Consider the following 18,777-nt stretch of genomic DNA (forward strand, 5'->3'; position numbering starts at 1 on the left):
TGACAACGAAAAGCCATCCCCTCCGGGATTGCGCGGGGCGCAATCCGGTTCTGTAAACAATCACATCCTGAATTTTCACCCCAATAGGGAGGATAAGCTAACCAATTCACCTCCCCAAACTATTATTTCCTAGCAATCACCCAGACTGCATGCACAATTCCAGGAACATAACCCAACAAAGTTAACAGGATATTAATCCAAAAATCTATACCAAAACCTACTTGTAAAAACACTCCTAGCGGGGGAAGAAAAATAGCACATAAAATCCGAATTAAATCCATGAGAACCTCCTAAGCAGATTAAAACCAGATGCTTTTTAATTTAAACACTATGTACAAAACAAACCACACCCATCAGCCACCGCTAATTTTGGCTTTGTAACCTAACTTAGTCAAAATCTCTAAAATTTTCTGTTTGTGGTCGCCCTGAATTTCAATTTCGTTATCCTTAACAGTACCACCACTACCGCATTGAGTTTTCAACTGCTTAACTAAACTTGCTAAAACCTCTGGCTTAGTTTGGAAACCGCTAATCACAGTCACAGTTTTACCTTTGCGTCCCTTACGAGAAGCTTGCACCTTCAAATTTTGCTGCTGGGGTGGTAGTTCGGGAATCCCTCTTTCTGTAGCCGAAGAGTTATCATTACCAAACTCGCGGTAGACAAAGCCATCGTGAGAAGATTGAGAAGAAGACATAAAACCTTTGATTAATAAAAAATTACACTAACTCACTGTTTTAGTGTTTCATACAATTGTTTACCACAATAGCCTACATAGCAAAGCCATAGGCACAAAGACACAAACAACGTAATCAAGATCTTGCACTCCCCGCCTGCTTTTATGATAATTAAATTCATCGTGTCATCAAAAATTTTCCGTGACTACTACACCCCTCTCTCCAAATTACGGATTAAATACTCAGGTTCCCGACGTACAAGGACGCTTTGGACGCTTTGGCGGTAAGTACGTCCCGGAAACACTGATGCCGGCTTTAGCTGAACTAGAAACAGCTTATCAACAATACCGGCACGACCCCAGTTTTCAAGCAGAATTACAACAACTACTCCAAGACTATGTAGGACGCGCTACACCCTTGTATTTTGCCGAACGCCTCACAGCTCATTATGCCCGCCCAGATGGTACAGGACCACAAATTTATTTAAAGCGGGAAGATTTAAATCACACAGGCGCTCATAAAATTAATAATGCATTAGGTCAAGTATTATTGGCAAAGCGCATGGGTAAGCAAAGAATTATTGCTGAAACAGGCGCTGGACAGCATGGAGTAGCAACGGCGACGGTTTGCGCTCGGTTTGGGTTGGAATGTGTAATTTATATGGGCGTTCATGATATGGAACGTCAAGCTTTAAATGTATTCAGAATGCGATTAATGGGCGCGGAAGTTCGTCCAGTAGAAGCGGGAACCGGAACCCTCAAGGATGCAACCTCTGAAGCTATCCGAGATTGGGTCACGAATGTGGAAACAACTCACTACATTTTGGGTTCAGTAGCAGGCCCTCATCCTTATCCCATGATAGTGCGGGATTTTCATGCTGTGATTGGTCAAGAAACTCGCACTCAAGCTGTGGAAAAGTGGGGCAATTTACCTGATATTCTCATCGCTTGTGTGGGTGGCGGTTCCAATGCTATGGGATTATTTCACGAGTTTGTCCACGAGCCTTCTATCCGCTTAATTGGGGTGGAAGCAGCCGGTGAAGGTGTAAATACACACAAACACGCTGCCACCTTGACAAAAGGAAAAATTGGTGTATTGCACGGCGCAATGAGCTATTTATTGCAAGATGAAGAAGGACAAATCATTGAGGCACACTCAATTAGTGCAGGTTTAGATTATCCTGGGGTAGGGCCAGAGCATAGTTATTTGAAAGACACCGCACGGGCTGAATATTACAGCGTCACCGATGCAGAGGCTTTGGCAGCCTTCCAACGACTATCTAGATTAGAAGGAATCATACCAGCTTTAGAAACTGCCCATGCCATCGCCTATTTAGAAACCCTCTGTCCTCAACTGAGTGGTAGTCCCCGCATTGTCCTTAATTGTTCTGGACGTGGTGATAAGGATGTGCAAACTGTCGTCAAGTTTTTAATCCCAGAATAACTCGGATATCTCACATTATTCTTCATCATTATCATTAAACTCTTGTGGGGTGGGCATCTTGCCCGCCCCCACAAAAAATCCCCCACCAGGCGGCAGGGGACTTTTATTACATACCTACAAAACCGGTAGCGGAATTAACCGAACTTACCAGCAGTGGAGGCAATTAAGAATGCAGCATAGGTGAGGACGTAGCCAACAGTGAAGTGAGCTAGACCCACCAAACGAGCTTGAACGATAGAGAGAGCAACGGGCTTATCTTTCCAGCGAACCAAGTTAGCCAGAGGAGTACGCTCGTGAGCCCAAACAAGGGTTTCAATCAACTCTTGCCAGTAACCTCTCCAAGAAATCAAGAACATGAAACCAGTTGCCCAAACAAGGTGTCCGAAGAGGAACATCCAAGCCCAAACAGACAGGTTATTCACACCATAGGGATTGTATCCGTTAATCAACTGAGCAGAGTTAGCCCAGAGATAATCACGGAACCAGCCCATTAGGTAAGTAGAGTTCTCGTTAAACTGAGCAACGTTACCTTGCCAAATACCTAGATGTTTCCAGTGCCAATAGAAGGTTACCCAACCAATGGTGTTTAACATCCAGAACATAGCTAGGTAGAAGGAGTCCCAAGCGGAGATATCGCAAGTACCGCCACGGCCTGGACCGTCGCAGGGGAAAGCATAGCCGAAGTCTTTTTTATCCGGCATCAGCTTAGAACCACGAGCATCCAAAGCACCTTTAACCAGTACTAAGGTGGTGGTGTGAATAGCCAAAGCGAAAGCGTGGTGTACCAAGAAGTCGCCGGGGCCAATGGTTAAGAATAGGGAGTTGGTGCCAGAGTTGATGGCATCCAACCAGCCACCTAACCAAACGTTGCTGTAGTTAGGATAGGCTGTGTAGGCGATGCTGTCAGGGTTAGATAAAAGAGTATCTAAACCGTACAGTACTTTACCGTGAGCAGCTTGAATGAACTGGGCGAACACAGGCTCAATCAAAATTTGCTTTTCAGGAGTACCGAAAGCAACTACTACATCGTTGTGTACATACAAACCGAGGGTGTGGAAGCCCAAGAACAGCGATACCCAGCTGAGGTGAGAGATAATCGCTTCTTTGTGCTGTAAAATCCGGTCCAGTACGTTCCCCTTGTTTTGTTCTGGATCATAGTCACGTACCCAGAAGATGGCGGCGTGGGCGAAAGCACCAACCATCAAGAAGCCAGCAATATACTGGTGGTGAGTGTACAACGCTGCTTGAGTTGTGTAGTCCTTAGCAATGAATGCGTAAGGAGGCAGAGAGTACATGTGCTGCGCTACCAAGGAAGTAATGGTTCCTAGTGCTGCCAAAGCGAGGGACAGCTGGAAGTGCAGTGAGTTGTTAATGGTGTCGTATAGACCTTGGTGAGGCAGGTTAAATTGACCTTCACTCTTGCTACCAGGGATTAAACCGGATTTGGAATTCAGCATTTCTTTAATGCTGTGACCGATTCCAAAATTAGTCCGGTACATATGACCAGCAATGATGAAAATAACTGCGATCGCCAAGTGGTGGTGAGCCATATCGGTCAGCCACAAAGATTCTGTTTGGGGATGGAATCCACCTAAGAATGTCAGAATCGCTGTACCGGAACCTTCAGATGTACCAAAAATATGGCTGGCAGTATCAGGGTTCTGAGCGTAAACCCCCCAGTTACCTGTAAAGAAAGGAGTCAAACCTGCTGGGTGGGGTAATGTGGTGAGGAAGTTATCCCAACCAACGTGCTGTCCCCGAGATTCGGGAATAGCAACGTGAATCAAGTGACCTGCCCAAGCCAGAGAACTAACGCCGAACAAACCTGATAAGTGGTGGTTCAGTCGGGGTTCAGCACTCTTAAACCAAGAGAGGCTAGGACGGAACTTTGGTTGTAAGTGCAACCAACCAGCAAATAAGAACAATGCTGCCAACAACAAAAGGAACACAGAACCGGTGTACAGCTCGCTGTTGGTTCGCATACCGATGGTGTACCACCAGTGGTAAACACCAGAGTAAGCGATGTTCACCGGATTACTTGCGCCACCTTGGGTAAATGCTTCAATTGCAGGTTCGCCAAAGTGGGGATCCCAAATCGCATGGGCAATGGGACGGACATGAAGTGGATCTTTAATCCACTGTTCAAAGTTACCTTGCCAGGCTACGTGAAACAGGAGGCTCGAAGCCCACAGGAAGATGATTGCCAAGTGACCGAAGTGAGTGGCGAAAATCTTTTGGTAAAGATTTTCTTCCGTCATGCCATCGTGGCTTTCAAAGTCGTTTCCAGTGGCGATCGCGTACCATATCCGACGAGTAGTCGGGTCCTGTGCGAGATCCTGGCTAAATTTTGGAAATTTTGTTGCCATAGGTTTGATAATTCCTCTGACCTTTAGCCATCAGGTGTCAGCTTGTGGAGTTCTGAGTTTTGAGTACTAAGTTTTGAGCTTTTATTCATTACTCAGCACTCATCACTCATCACTCTTGAACTGAATTGCTACCCTACTGAAAGGATGTGTGCGTGGAAGAATGCCCAGGTTGTCACAATTCCTCCTAAGAGGTAGTGAGCCACACCTACAGCTCGACCCTGAATGATGCTCAGAGCCCGAGGCTGAATTGCTGGTGCTACTTTCAGTTTGTTGTGTGCCCAAACAATGGACTCAATCAATTCTTGCCAGTAGCCACGACCACTGAACAGGAACATTAAACTGAATGCCCAAACAAAGTGAGCGCCCAAGAAGAGTAGACCGTAGGCAGATAAAGCACTGCCATAGGAGTTGATTACTTGTGCAGCTTGAGCCCACAAGAAGTCACGCAACCAACCGTTAATAGTGATGGCACTTTGGGCAAAGTTACCATAGGTAATGTGAGACACATTACCTGCTGCATCTACTGTTCCCCAGACATCTGATTGCATTTTCCAACTGAAGTGGAAGATGACAATAGATAGGGAGTTGTACATCCAAAATAATCCGAGGAACACATGGTCCCAACCAGATACTTGGCAAGTACCGCCACGACCAGGACCGTCGCAAGGGAAACGGAAGCCTAAGTTCGCCTTGTCTGGAATCAGACGAGAACTACGGGCGAACAACACACCCTTGAGCAGAATCAAGACCGTGACGTGAATGGTGAAGGCGTGGATGTGGTGAACTAAAAAGTCCGCTGTACCCAAAGCAATAGGCATCATTGCTACTTTGCCACCTACAGCCAAAATACCACCACCAAAAGCATAGCTAACTGGTTCTAAGGCGTTGGGAGCAGTACCACCAGGTGCTAGGGTATGCAGGTTTTGCACCCACTGAGCAAATACCGGTTGTAACTGAATTGCCGTATCGGAGAACATATCTTGGGGACGACCCAAGGCACGCATTGTATCGTTGTGGATGTACAGTCCAAAGCTGTGGAAGCCCAGGAAAATACACACCCAGTTCAGGTGAGAAATGATAGCATCCCGGTGACGAATCACACGATCTAGCACGTTGTTTTGGTTAACAACAGGATCGTAATCCCGCACCATAAAAATTGCCGCGTGAGCCGCACCGCCAACAATCAAGAATCCACCTATCCACATATGGTGAGTGAATATACACAACTGCGTTGCGTAGTCCGTTGCCAAGTACGGATACGGAGGCATTGCGTACATATGGTGAGCAATGATGATGGTCAGCGAACCCAGGAAAGCAAGGTTAGTTGCTAACTGAGCGTGCCAAGATGTGGTCAGGTTTTCGTACAGACCTTTATGACCTTCTCCTGTGAATGGACCTTTATGGTTTTCCAGGATTTCTTTAATACTGTGACCAATACCCCAGTTGGTACGGTACATATGACCTGCAATGATGAACAGAACCGCGATCGCCAAATGGTGATGGGCAATATCGGTCATCCACAAGCCCCCTGTTACAGGGTTTAAACCGCCCTTGAAGGTAAGGAAGTCAGCATACTGACCCCAATTCAAGGTGAAGAATGGTGTTAACCCGTTAGCAAAGCTGGGATACAAATCTGTTAACAAGTCTTTGTTCAGAATGAACTCATGAGGCAGGGGTATATCTTTAGCAGCGACACCTGCATCCAAGAGTTTGTTTACTGGTGCTGACACATGAATTAAGTGTCCAGTCCATCCCAAGGAACCACAACCTAGCAATACTGCCAAGTGGTGATTCAGCATTGACTCTACATTCTGGAACCATTCCAGTTTGGGAGCGCGTTTATGGTAATGGAACCAACCAGCAAATAAGAACAAGCCCGCTAGTACCAAGCCGCCAATAGCTGTTACATAGAGCTGGAATGAGCTGGTAATACCCCAGCCCCGCCATACTTGGAACAAGCCCGAGGTGATCTGTATACCGTGGAATCCTCCCCCGACATCACCATTTAAAATGTCTTGTCCGACAATAGGCCAAACCACTTGAGCGCTGGGGCTCACATTTAAGGGATCACTTAACCAAGCTTCGTAATTCGAGAACTTAGCACCGTGGAATAACATTCCGCTTAACCAAATCGCTACTACGGCTAAGTGGCCGAAGTGGGCTGCGAATATTTTGCGGGAAATGTCTTCTAAATCGCTGGTATGTGTATCAAAGTCATGGGCGAGGGCATGAAGGTTCCAAATCCATGTGGTGGTTTTAGGACCTTTGGCTAAAGATCTGTCGAAGTGTCCCGGCTTTGCCCATTTTTCAAATGAGGTAGGAACCGGATCTTTATCGACTATGACTCTTGCCTTCTTTTCCTCTCGCTCCGGAGGACTAATCGTCATTCGACCTCCTCTCTTGATAAGGAATGAGGAATCATAAATACCACACAGTTAACCCTACTCGCAAACTACAGAAACTCCTGGAGCAGTGATGAAGAGTCTATGTGGAAGTTTGTTTCTGTTGAATTATAGAGTCATTACTGGTGCATTGTTAAACACATTTTAACAATAATTCAAATTAGCTGAAATAATTGCCTTATAAGCTTTTCATATTCCAAGTTTTGAGCTAAAAGTCAAGATTTTCTTCATTTAATTTACAAAGCCTAACAATTCGTAATATTTATGGTTCAACAGTTCAACATAACTTATGTAGATCATGCAATTTAATAGTCCCCTAAAAAAAATTATGTTTCAATTGCTACCTTAAAAAAAATCAAGGAAATATTAATTATTGTAAAATTACCTGAGAAGCCGAAAAGAAAATGTTGTCAGGTGTAGGAGAATTTCATCTTTTGGGCTATGGTGTCAGGTGCACAGTTTAAGCCACAATAACTTAGTCAGTTACTGACAACTCTCACAAGGATGAAATACATGAAATCGTGGCAGCAAGCGGTGTTAAATCCGATATTTTCGATGAGATTGACTCTTTTTAAGTGGCTCATGGCATTGGTGCTAGTATTGAGTTTAACCAGTTGTGCCGAAAAAGTTGCTAGTCAAGAAGTCCCTGTAAGCCATATAAATAACCCTTCCGAAATTTCTCAGATATCTAAAAAATTTTCCGAAATTTCCCCACCAGAAGTAATCCAAGAACTACGTTTAAGTCTGGAGAATCATCGACCCCAGGTGACAATAGTTACTCCCCAACCAGATGAAATTCTGCAAAACAATACAGTCACAGTCAGCTTTGAGGTGAAGGACTTAGCAATATTTAAAGATCCTCAACTAGAACTAGGGCCTCATCTCCACGTAATTCTTGACAATCAACCTTACATAGCGGTTTACGACGTAAACAAACCCTTAATCTTACCAGACCTCTCTCCAGGTACACATACCCTGCGGGCCTTTGCTTCTCGTCCTTGGCACGAAAGCTTTAAAAATGAAGGTGCTTATGCCCAGACAACATTTCATATTTTTACCAAAACTGATGATAATAACCCTGATCCTACTCTGCCAGTGCTAACCTACAGCCGTCCCAAAGGGAATTATGGCGCAGAACCAATCCTATTAGACTTTTACTTAACCAACGCTCCTCTGCACCTGGTCTCTGAAGATAACCCCAACGACACAGTCAGCGATTGGCGCATCCGTTGCACGATTAATGGTGAAAGCTTCATTTTCGATCGCTGGCAAGCAGTTTACCTCAAGGGCTTCAAACCTGGTAAAAACTGGGTAAAACTAGAATTTCTTGATAATCAAGGAAATCCCCTCAAAAATGCTTTCAATACCACAGCTAGACTGATTAATTACCAACCCAATGGTCAAGACACTCTGGCAAAAATTGTCAGAGGAGAATTGAAGGCGGATGAAGTGCGTAGTATTGTAGACCCTGATTACATTGCTAAGAAACAAGTCACTGAACCTACGCCAGAACCACAGCCCCAGGTTATTCCTGAAAGTCAAGTTCCAGAAATACCGCCAACAGAATTAAAAGAACCGGAAATAACTCCCACCCCTGAAGTTGAAGAACCACAAGCGCCAGTAGTTGCACCTTCACCCACTGTACCCCCCACACTACCAGAGATGATTGAGACCCCTGCATCACAAGGAGAACCGGCAATAATTCCCACCCCTGAAGTTAAAGAACCACAAGCACCAGTAAGTGATTCACCCCCAGAGGAACAAAGACCAGAGGTAACGCCAACAGATAAAGAATCAACATCGTTACCCACAAAAATCGCTCCTGATCCTCAAGAACCAGGATTAAAAAAATATTTCGACCCTGAACAACTGCCCAATATTAAAGTATCTCCTGCTTTACCTCCATTACTTCCAGAAACTACCCCCATACCACAACAGAACCAAAGGGCTGGGGAATACAAAGTTACTAGTATGGAGGAATAAGAAAACTGGCATCCTCACAGACAGATCAGAAACTTTGATATGTTTTTTAAAGCGATCGCTCATGACCAATTTCCTACCTTACAGTCAAGGAGATTCTGACAAGCGATCGCTCCTGCAAATTGAGAAAATTTACTGAAATCTCAAAAATAATAATCCACAATTATTACAATACAAGCTTATCACTTCACCAACATACTCTCACAGAACCATACACTTGATGATTCACCGATGTATTCACTAAAACGAAGTTAAAAAACCATCATCAAACCTTCGTAATCTCTTCCATAAAAAACAAACAAATGCGTGGTAAGTTTTAAATCCATCGTATTCCGTTCAAGGCTCTTACCATACTTATGCAATCTTTACACAGCCAACACCTTGAGGAATTAGTCAAGAGTAGTAGTATAGATTTACACTTAGCTCAATTAAATTTTAAATCTCTCCAAGACGTATCAGCCTATGAGTATCTATTAATTTCTCAGCATCTTCCCCGTACTAACAGTGGAATGGTGAAAAATAGTTGGTTAAAGCGCTATAATCACCTCACCGCAGGCGGTTGGTGGTGTTCTGGTCTAGATCCTCTCAATAATTGGCAATCCATGGAATGGGGATGTTTTAAACCAAACCAACCTCGAATCAATAAAAATGGTAAATCCATCAAGTACGAACATCCACCCAGTACACCAACAAGGGTATTTTGTCTGCGGGTAACATTAAAAATTTGGCAGCAAGTCTCTCAACGGTATAATCTACCCATGCCCAGCAATATCAACATTGATCTCCATGGATGTGCTGAGGGATTTTGGCCATGGGTAATGGAACAGGATTTACCCGTAATTATTTGCGAGGGCGCGAAGAAAGCAGCAGCATTATTAACACAAGGATACATAGCCATCGCCATTCCGGGAATTACCAGTGGTTATCGGGTTGTTAAAGATATATTCGGTAAAGTGACCAGTCGCCAGTTGATTCCTGACTTAGCAGCCTTTGCTATAACCAAGCGTCGTTTTTTTATTTGCTTTGATTTTGAAACTCATCCCAGAAAAATTGCTGCTATCAATAATGCCATTTCCCAACTCGGTTGTTTATTGCAAGAAAAAAAATGCCCTGTCAAAGTTATGGAACTTCCAGGAATAGAGAAAGGTGTTGATGAGTTAATTGTTGCTAAAGGTGCAAATGCTTTCGAGAAAGTTTATCGCCAAAGTACAGATTTAGAAATTTATTTAGCCCAAAGCAAACCCCATACTCAGTTAACTATTCTCCCTGCACTCACACTCAACTGTCCTTACTTAGAAAATATATATTATCCTACTGCTGGATTAGTGGGAGTCAAGTCAGCCAAAGGTACTGGAAAAACCACAGCACTGCAAACCATTGTTAACACAGCTAAAACTGCAAATAGACCTGTATTATTAATTACACACAGGATTCAACTAGGTCGGTTTTTGTGTGAGAAAATTGGTATTCAATGGGGATTTAATCATACCGAAAGTTCAAAGCTAGCAGATAACACTTTACCTATGATCAGCGAGCCATTGAAAAAAACTAAGTCTTTCGGTTTATGTGTTGATTCTATTTGGAAACTTAACCCTCAACATTGGCGAGGAGCAATATTAATTTTAGATGAAGTAGAACAATCTTTGTGGCATTTACTTAACAGCAATACTTGTCAAGATAAACGAGTTAAAATTCTAAAACTATTTCAACAATTAATTTCTACAGTTTTGACAACTGGAGGGTTAGTAATTGCTCAAGACGCTGACTTATCAGACGTATCTTTAGAATACTTACAAGGATTATCAGGAATTAAATTAACCCCTTGGGTACTAATAAATCAATGGAAACCCCAGAGAGGCTGGAATGTAACTTTTTATGATTCTCCTAACCCCACACCATTGATTCATCAATTAGAATTAGATTTAATAGCAGGACGTAAATGCTACGTTACTACTGATAGCCGTTCTGGTCGTTATAGTTGTGAAACCATTGAAGGATACTTGAAAGAGCGTTTAGAAAAACTACGCCAGCAATTTCCTAAATCTATAGTAATTAGTAGTCGTACAACCAGCACACCTGGTCATCCAGCGGTTGATTTTGTTGGAGATATTAATCAAAAAATTCCTGAATATGATACTGTTTTTGTTACTCCTAGCCTTGGTACAGGAATTAGTATTGATATCCAACATTTCGACCGAGTTTATGGTATTTTTCAAGGAGTGATTCCTGATTCAGAAGCACGACAGGCATTAGCAAGAGTACGAGATGACATACCACGTGTTGTCTGGTGTGCCAAGCGAGGAATAAGTTTAATTGGTAGTGGTAGCACAAATTATCGACTACTATCTGATTGGTATCAAGAAAATCAAAAAGAAAATTTAGCCCTGCTGAGTCCGTTACATAGAATAGATGTAGATTTACCATTAGTTTATGACCCCATACATTTGCGTACTTGGGCAAAATTTTCTGCTAGGGTAAACGCTTCTATTCGTTTGTATCGGCAGTCAATGCAAGATGGTTTAATAGCCGATGGACATCAAATATGGATGCGAAGTAACGCTGTTCACAATAACATTATCCGTGACTTGCGCCTCGCATTTTTAGCAACAGATTCCCAGGATATAGAAAATCGTAAAAGATTGGTTGTAGAAATCCTTAAAGTGCAAAAAGATTGGGCAGAAAAGCGTCAAAAAGCTAAAGATATTAAATACCAAATTAGAGAAATTAAGCAACAACATCAGTTATCAGCCGCCACTGCTGTAGCTAAAGCACCAGATATTACTTATGTTGAATATGACCAATTATTAAATAAACATTCTCTTTCAGAAGCAGAACGACACCAAATTGACAAATATAAACTTAAACAAAAATATGGCATTTCCGTTACTCCTTTATTAAAGTTGAAGGATGAAAAAGGTTACTATTTTCAATTACTCATTCATTATTATCTTACTCATGAAAGTGAGTATTTTCATGTCAGAGATCACCAAGAATGGCATCAACAATTATTGTGTGGTGATGGTAAAGTTTTTCTCCCCGATTTAAAAACTTATACCTGCAAAGTTGAAGCTATGAGAGCGTTGGGAATGGTGCAATTTTTAGAACCAAAAAGAAAATTTACAGAACATGATAGTGATTTACTATGGCTGAAAGATATAGCATTGCAGCATAGTAAACATATCAAAAGATTACTTGGTATTGATTTAATTAAGGGAAAAGGCAATATTTCACCAATAAATATACTAAGCCGACTGTTAAATTTAATGGGTTTAAAGTTGAAACGGGTAAATGAGTTTTATAAAATTGATTCAGCAACCTTCTTTGATGGTAGGGAGAAGATATTTACAGCTTGGCAAGAACAAGATGAATTACTGTTAGCCAGTATAAAAAATACTAGTAACAAAAAGACACATTATCTCGTGTATTGTTAAATACAAAAATCACAGTGAAATAAAATCAAAGGTGATAATAATATCCACGGATTGTGTCATTAAAAAAGTAAATTTATTGAGGGAAATAGATAACGAGCAACATTAAGCAACTTGCAAATTAGTTTCTTCCTCCATAGGTTCATAACTATGATTCAACTCCTCAATTCCTCGGTCAATTAAATCTAAACCTTGGTGCACTGTTTCAATTACACTTAACTGTCCCCGTAACTCAGCAGCACCAACAAAACCTTTGGCGTACCAAGTCATGTGCTTACGGGCTTGACGTACACCGCGATCGCCTTTATGTTCCCACAATGCTTGTAAATGATCTCTGGCACATTGCAGACGTTGAATTGGATTTGGTGCTGGTAATATTTCCCCAGTCTTCAAGAAATGGTCAATTTCTCCTACCAAAAACGGATAACCTAAAGTCCCACGAGAACACATTACCCCATCAGCCCCCGTTTGTTCTAAGCATTTGACAGCAGCTTCTACTGAAAAAATATCACCGTTTCCAATTACGGGAATAGAAAGAATTTCTTTGACACGGGCTATCCATTCCCATCGGGCATTGCCATTGTACCCTTGAGCGCGGGTGCGTCCATGTACCGTAATCATTTTTGCCCCAGCATCTTCCATGCCCTTAGCAAAATCAACAATGGTAATTTCTTGATCATTCCAACCAATGCGGGTTTTCACCGTAACGGGGACATCAACAGCTTTAACTACCTCCCGCACAATAGCTGCGGCTACTTCTGGTTGACGGAGTAAAGACGAACCGCCGCCATTTTTAGTAATTTTATTCACCGGGCAACCCATATTAATATCAACAGTATCAGCACCTTCGCCAACTGCTTTAATGGCTGCTTCTGCTAAAAAATCCGGGCGACAGTCAAATAATTGAACACTAATGGGTCGTTCTTTGGGGTCCACCTCCATAATTTTCGGTAATTCTTTGACATAGTGCAACCCGGTAGCATTTACCATTTCTGTATACAACATCGAATCTGGAGCATAGCGACGTACCAAACCACGAAACACCATATCTGTTACCCCAGATAAAGGCGATTGAAGAACTCGACTGTTAACCTCAAAAGAGCCAATTTTCAGAGGTTGAGAGAGTCTAGCTTTTAAAGTAGGAGAAAGTGTAACCATAGAATTTAAACTTGTCAAACTTAAAGATGATGATATTTGGCTTATTCAGATCTGTGTAAAGTTTTTGTAAAATTTAACGCCTGGGTAATTTGTTCAACAGTTCAAGTGTGATGTACCAACTCAATATAGCAATACTGATGTACTATAAAAAGCCCATTTAAAGGATAGCATATGATGTAAAGCTGTTATTGATTACATAATCCATTTTTTTGGCTATTTATCCTGGGTAAATCTATGGTTTGTTACATCTAAAGACGGCAAACACCACTTTGAGATTACGGTTCACCCTAATTACTGAAAGTATTAATTCTCATACATTAGACAAAGTGAGAGCAGATTTCTCGATGAACGAACTAAATACATCCTTTAAAATTAACCGTACCGTCCAAGGATCGGGAAACCGTCCTTAATGCATCGGCTATAACTGAACTTTTCAGTATATGTATCAGGATAACTTGAGGTTTTCACCGCAAGGAAGCCTAACTAAAGGTTGTTAATGTTGAACTAACTGTTTTTTTAACGAGTTAGTTTAAAATTTAGTCCCTTATATTCCCTCCCATTCATTCATTTGTAGTTATACGGAGCCAGCACTTAAAATGGCAAAAGTAGTTGGAATTGACTTAGGTACAACGAACTCTTGCGTAGCAGTTATGGAAGGTGGTAAACCCACAGTTATTGCTAACGCAGAAGGTTTTCGGACAACACCATCAGTTGTGGCATTTGCCAAAAATGGTGATACCTTGGTTGGTCAAATCGCCAAACGTCAAGCGGTGATGAACCCTGAAAATACGTTTTACTCAGTCAAACGCTTTATTGGCAGACGCTATGACGAAGTAACTAAAGAAACCACAGAAGTTTCCTACAAAGTACTGAGTAGCGGTGGTAACGTTAAGCTAGATTCCCCAGGCGCTGGCAAACAATTTGCTCCTGAAGAAATTTCTGCAAAAGTTCTTCGCAAACTGGTTGAAGATGCCAGCAAATATCTTGGTGAAACCGTCACCCAAGCTGTCATCACTGTTCCAGCATACTTTAATGATTCCCAACGACAAGCTACAAAAGACGCTGGTAAAATTGCAGGTATTGAAGTTTTGCGGATCATCAACGAGCCTACCGCAGCTTCTCTAGCTTATGGTTTTGATAAGAAAAGCAACGAAACCATTTTAGTATTCGACCTTGGTGGTGGTACTTTCGACGTATCCATACTAGAAGTAGGCGATGGAGTATTTGAAGTACTGGCTACTTCTGGTGATACTCACCTAGGTGGTGACGACTTTGACAAGAAAATAGTCGATTTCTTGGCAGAACAATTTAAAAAAGAAGAAGGTATTGACTTACGTCAAGATAAACAAGCATTACAACGTTTGACTGAAGCCGCAGAAAAAGCCAAAATTGAGCTTTCTAGCGTCACCCAAGCAGAAATCAACTTGCCATTTATTACTGCTACCCAGGATGGTCCAAAGCACCTGGATACAACTCTGACCCGTGGTAAGTTTGAAGAACTCTGCTCGGACTTGATCGACCGTTGCCGCATCCCTGTTGAAAACGCCATTCGAGATGCTAAATTAGCCAAAGGCGATATTCATGAAGTTGTACTAGTTGGTGGTTCTACCCGCATTCCCGCTGTGCAACAAGTAGTGAAGCAAATATTAGGTAAAGAACCTAACCAAAGTGTTAACCCTGATGAAGTAGTAGCAGTTGGTGCAGCTATTCAAGCAGGTGTTTTAGCGGGTGATGTCACAGGTATCTTGCTATTGGATGTAAGTCCACTGTCTTTGGGTGTAGAAACCTTGGGCGGTGTAATGACCAAAATTATCCCCCGCAATACCACAATCCCAACAAAGAAATCAGAAGTATTCTCCACCGCAGTAGATGGACAAACCAATGTGGAAATTCACGTCCTTCAAGGTGAACGAGAGTTTTCAAATGATAACAAGAGCTTAGGAACCTTTAGACTTGATGGTATTCCTCCAGCTCCAAGGGGCGTACCACAAATTGAAGTGACCTTTGATATTGATGCTAATGGTATTCTCAACGTTACCGCTAAGGACAAAGGTACTGGTAAGGAACAATCCATTAGCATTACTGGCGCTTCTACTTTGGATAAATCCGACGTTGACCGAATGGTGAAAGAAGCAGAACAAAACGCTACTGCTGACAAAGAACGTCGTGAAAGGATTGAACGCAAAAACCAAGCCGATTCCTTGGCTTACCAGGCCGAGAAGCAGCTGCAAGAATTAGGTGATAAAGTTCCTGAAGCTGACAAGACCAAAGTGGAAGGTTTGGTCAAAGACCTACGTGAAGCCATTGGCAAAGAAGACGATGAGCAAATCAAGAAGCTGACACCAGAATTGCAACAAGCATTGTTTGCAGTTGGTAGCAACATCTATCAACAAGCAGGTGGTGATGCAGCTGCGGGTACTGGATCTCAAAATGGTGGTTCAACTCCCCCAAGTGGCGGTGATGACGTAATTGACGCTGATTTTACCGAAAGTAAGTAGTTTTAAATATTTATCTTCATTCAATTAATTTTTTACCTATCCAAGCTTATGCTTGGGTGGGTATTTTTTAAATGGGTAAAAGTTAAAAATAAGAAGTCAGGCTTTCATGTTTTGACTAAGCAACGAGACTTTAGACATGGGCATAAGCAGGTAGCGTAGCGACTTCTATATCTTGCACGTGAAAATATGAATGTTAATTCCTTCACTGTTCATCAATATTTAGCACTTTCCTCAACAGTGCTTGGTCTTCTACTTTCACTTTCAAACGACCATTTTCTACATCGCGAATCCAGCTCTGACTTTTACCTGTCAACTTTGCCAACTCCCTCTGGGATAGCTGCAAATTTTTTCGCGCTTGTAGAATTTGTTCGCCGGGTAAATCACTAGTAGTTTGTGTCTTTCTTCTACTTTTTACAGTTCGCCGTAGCTTTTTTGGCGATTCCGAGCTGTGCTGTTCCCATTCTGGTGGCAGTTCAAAAGACAAAATTCGCGCATTCATCAACATATTCCACTTACCACGGGGGCCTGAATCTGTAAGGCGGGTGTTAGCACTACCATCATTAATCCAAAATTCTAAAGCCTCCTCTGGGTCTTCGGGAATAAGCATTAACTTTGCCCATAAAGGTTGAATTTCTAAAGGGTAAGTTACTGGGTCAAAAATCGGTTTTATGCCATGATGGTTGAGAACTTCCAAATCACTTTCAAAAGTTCGTAGTAAGCGTTTACGTTCTTCTCGTTGTCTACAAGCAATAGCAACTTTTTCTTCACCGTAAGCAATGCGTAGTAATGTAGGAATGGTGATGCGTTGTTCTCTACCCATTTTGGTTTTAAACAGTAACCACAGCATCAATCGCACTGCACCTTCATGCTGTTGCCAAATGCTCATAACCGTAGTTAATAGCATTTTGGGTAAACTGCCATATTGATAAAATGCACTTCTATCTTTACAGCCTTGTTTATTTAAGAAATATTGAGACCAGATTCCGGCTTTGACTTTAAAAGTTAGTCCAATCAAATATTTACACCCTAAATCATCTTCTTGAAAGTGATGCTGAATATTGATTAAGTGCCACAAACGGCTCTTTTCTACTGAAAAGCCTAAAATCCGACCTTGTTGAGGCCACTCAATAGCAATCATCAATGAACAAGCTTGCTGTACGATATTTTTGATTAAAGCTAGTTTGGCATTTTTGCTTAAATCCTTACGTTTCTCTAAGCCCAAATATTTTTCAATTTGGCGTTCATCAATGGCAAACTCCTGTTCCCAAGGTTGGTCTAAGGATGTAGCATAAGCGGCAAATATAAGATGAATGCAAGCAGATCTAATATCAAGCGATGCAATTGCTGGTAACTCATTTATGCTATTTTTCCCCTGGGCTTCTTGGCTATTGTTGACTGGAAGTGAATCTTGAAGATGAAAGCAAATTGAACCCCGTCCTTGTTTAACTTTTCGTTGATAACATAAGTAACCTTCTGCGGCAATTTCCCAATTAAGAGATGTACGTTGTGCTAATACATTGCAAGCCTCCCAAATTACAATCGCTGAAGAAAATGGATTATTCTTACCATTGGCAAATAAATCTAAGCTAGGTGCATCTCTGGGTTCAACCTTGCATCTGCCTTTTTTTGCCTGCCAAGGTATAGGCGAATTGGTTGGACAAGCTATTACACATTGGGGTTCAGGATAATAGCCCTCACAGTTATTACAAAGACCAGGGTCGATCCAGTATTCATCATTCTCTATTTTAATTGCACCCGTAGGACATTGGGGGCGGCAGTTGTCACATCCAACGCAATTGTTGTTAGGAATTGTATAAGGCATACGGCTATAGGGGTTCTTCCCACTCTAATCGTTGAGATGTTAGGTTTAAATCTTCCCTGGATGTTTTTTGGTTATCTATCACTTGCCACCAAACTATATTTTCAGCAAAGATAATCTCTGCTTGCTGTAATAAGTCCCCACATCCATATTTTGATTTCCATGCACTTGGAAGATATTTCAGCCTTCTAAGGCTAGACTTACATGACTTCTTTATTAACTATACATTTCATAAATAATTACAAAAGTTTGTTCATAATGAGCCTGGAATGAATTTTTCAGTTTTTAATTAATTTTAACTTTTCAATTATCTTGATTTAAAAATATTAATTGAAGTATTTTTGTACAACACATATTTATCAAAACAGTAACGGTAGAAGTGATTTTGTTTATTAAGAATTTTAATATTTAATGGGGTTAATATTTCTGTTGCTGAGTATACATTTTGATATTTGTATCACCAAAAAAAGCAATATATTTTTTGTTTTCAAACAAAAGGATAAAATTATTTGCAAATTTGTCATTTTTATTCAATAAGTAACAAAATTAAAAATTCTCAATGTAAGAAATGAACATAGAAAATGTATCTGTAAATACTGCTAGGGATAAATTTCATTTTAATATCCAATAAAAACTCTCATTATTTTTATAACAAGTTTAATTCACAGCCTAGATAATGGGTATTTTTTTATATTTCGCAACATCAGGGCTTATTGCTGATAGAGCATAAAATACCCTGTTAAGTACCAGCATTTAAATTGTACATAATTTAATTTTTATAAAAAATAATTTAGTAATAAATTCACTGATTCTATTAATGAAAATAAATCTCATTTAAATATATGAATTACTGAATTAGTAGCATAAATTGCACAAGTGTTGAATGTTAAGAAAGAGGTGATAAAAATAGCCCAAAATATGGTAAATTCTGGGCGAAGTATTAAAATGTAATAATTGATAATGATTATAAATTCATTTCCCAAGATTGTCAAAGACATCCTCAGACCG

General features: G+C 41.2%; 10 protein-coding genes. 4 read left to right on the top strand and 6 right to left on the bottom strand.

Features of this window, described 5'->3' with window-relative positions; genetic code table 11:
* Positions 1-122: 122 nt before the first annotated feature.
* Positions 123-281: a YqaE/Pmp3 family membrane protein gene (locus NWP25_RS15500; protein ID WP_280652319.1), complete on the bottom strand. Its 159-nt coding sequence runs from the start codon at positions 279-281 to the stop codon at positions 123-125.
* Positions 282-353: 72 nt separating this feature from the next.
* A complete protein-coding gene (locus NWP25_RS15505; protein ID WP_280699732.1) occupies positions 354-695 on the bottom strand; it encodes a translation initiation factor in 342 nt (113 codons plus the stop codon).
* Positions 696-876: 181 nt separating this feature from the next.
* On the opposite strand from NWP25_RS15505, the gene trpB reads away from it, so the two are divergent.
* Positions 877-2,118, top strand: a complete 1,242-nt coding sequence (trpB, locus tag NWP25_RS15510) for a tryptophan synthase subunit beta (protein ID WP_280652321.1) — start codon at positions 877-879, stop codon at positions 2,116-2,118.
* A gap of 134 nt (positions 2,119-2,252) precedes the next feature.
* On the opposite strand, the gene psaB is transcribed toward trpB, so the two are convergent.
* Entirely contained in the window at positions 2,253-4,484 is a 2,232-nt protein-coding gene (psaB, locus tag NWP25_RS15515) for a photosystem I core protein PsaB (protein WP_280652322.1), read from the bottom strand.
* A 128-nt stretch (positions 4,485-4,612) separates the two neighbouring features.
* Positions 4,613-6,871 (bottom strand): photosystem I core protein PsaA, encoded by a 2,259-nt coding sequence (psaA, locus tag NWP25_RS15520; protein ID WP_280652323.1) that lies wholly within the window; start codon positions 6,869-6,871, stop codon positions 4,613-4,615.
* Positions 6,872-7,399: 528 nt separating this feature from the next.
* Between psaA and NWP25_RS15525 the strand changes: the two genes are divergently transcribed.
* Both NWP25_RS15525 and NWP25_RS15530 read left to right on the top strand, forming a co-directional pair.
* Positions 7,400-8,869: a hypothetical protein gene (locus tag NWP25_RS15525; RefSeq protein ID WP_280699734.1), complete on the top strand. Its 1,470-nt coding sequence runs from the start codon at positions 7,400-7,402 to the stop codon at positions 8,867-8,869.
* Positions 8,870-9,222: 353 nt separating this feature from the next.
* Entirely contained in the window at positions 9,223-12,297 is a 3,075-nt protein-coding gene (locus tag NWP25_RS15530) for a plasmid replication protein, CyRepA1 family (protein ID WP_374913768.1), read from the top strand.
* A gap of 102 nt (positions 12,298-12,399) precedes the next feature.
* Here NWP25_RS15530 and dusB read toward each other — a convergent pair whose 3' ends face one another.
* On the bottom strand, positions 12,400-13,452 hold the full coding sequence (dusB, locus tag NWP25_RS15535) for a tRNA dihydrouridine synthase DusB (RefSeq protein WP_280699736.1): 1,053 nt from the start codon (positions 13,450-13,452) through the stop codon (positions 12,400-12,402).
* Between the two features lie 596 nt (positions 13,453-14,048).
* On the opposite strand from dusB, the gene dnaK reads away from it, so the two are divergent.
* Positions 14,049-15,950: a molecular chaperone DnaK gene (gene dnaK, locus NWP25_RS15540; RefSeq protein ID WP_280652326.1), complete on the top strand. Its 1,902-nt coding sequence runs from the start codon at positions 14,049-14,051 to the stop codon at positions 15,948-15,950.
* Positions 15,951-16,152: 202 nt separating this feature from the next.
* Here dnaK and NWP25_RS15545 read toward each other — a convergent pair whose 3' ends face one another.
* Entirely contained in the window at positions 16,153-17,772 is a 1,620-nt protein-coding gene (locus tag NWP25_RS15545) for a helix-turn-helix domain-containing protein (protein ID WP_280652327.1), read from the bottom strand.
* Between the last annotated feature and the right edge of the window lie 1,005 nt (positions 17,773-18,777).

Origin of the sequence: Umezakia ovalisporum Ak1311 (assembly GCF_029891685.1) — a bacterium.
Taxonomy (GTDB): domain Bacteria; phylum Cyanobacteriota; class Cyanobacteriia; order Cyanobacteriales; family Nostocaceae; genus Umezakia; species Umezakia ovalisporum.

Bases quoted from the DNA above. Each gene is read 5' to 3' on its own strand.
- NWP25_RS15545 (WP_280652327.1), bottom strand. From the start codon at position 17,772: ATGCCTTATACAATTCCTAACAACAATTGCGTTGGATGTGACAACTGC.
- NWP25_RS15505 (WP_280699732.1), bottom strand. From the start codon at position 695: ATGTCTTCTTCTCAATCTTCTCACGATGGCTTTGTCTACCGCGAGTTT.
- dusB (WP_280699736.1), bottom strand. From the start codon at position 13,452: ATGGTTACACTTTCTCCTACTTTAAAAGCTAGACTCTCTCAACCTCTG.
- psaB (WP_280652322.1), bottom strand. From the start codon at position 4,484: ATGGCAACAAAATTTCCAAAATTTAGCCAGGATCTCGCACAGGACCCG.
- psaA (WP_280652323.1), bottom strand. From the start codon at position 6,871: ATGACGATTAGTCCTCCGGAGCGAGAGGAAAAGAAGGCAAGAGTCATA.
- dnaK (WP_280652326.1), top strand. From the start codon at position 14,049: ATGGCAAAAGTAGTTGGAATTGACTTAGGTACAACGAACTCTTGCGTA.
- NWP25_RS15500 (WP_280652319.1), bottom strand. From the start codon at position 281: ATGGATTTAATTCGGATTTTATGTGCTATTTTTCTTCCCCCGCTAGGA.
- NWP25_RS15525 (WP_280699734.1), top strand. From the start codon at position 7,400: ATGAAATCGTGGCAGCAAGCGGTGTTAAATCCGATATTTTCGATGAGA.
- NWP25_RS15530 (WP_374913768.1), top strand. From the start codon at position 9,223: ATGCAATCTTTACACAGCCAACACCTTGAGGAATTAGTCAAGAGTAGT.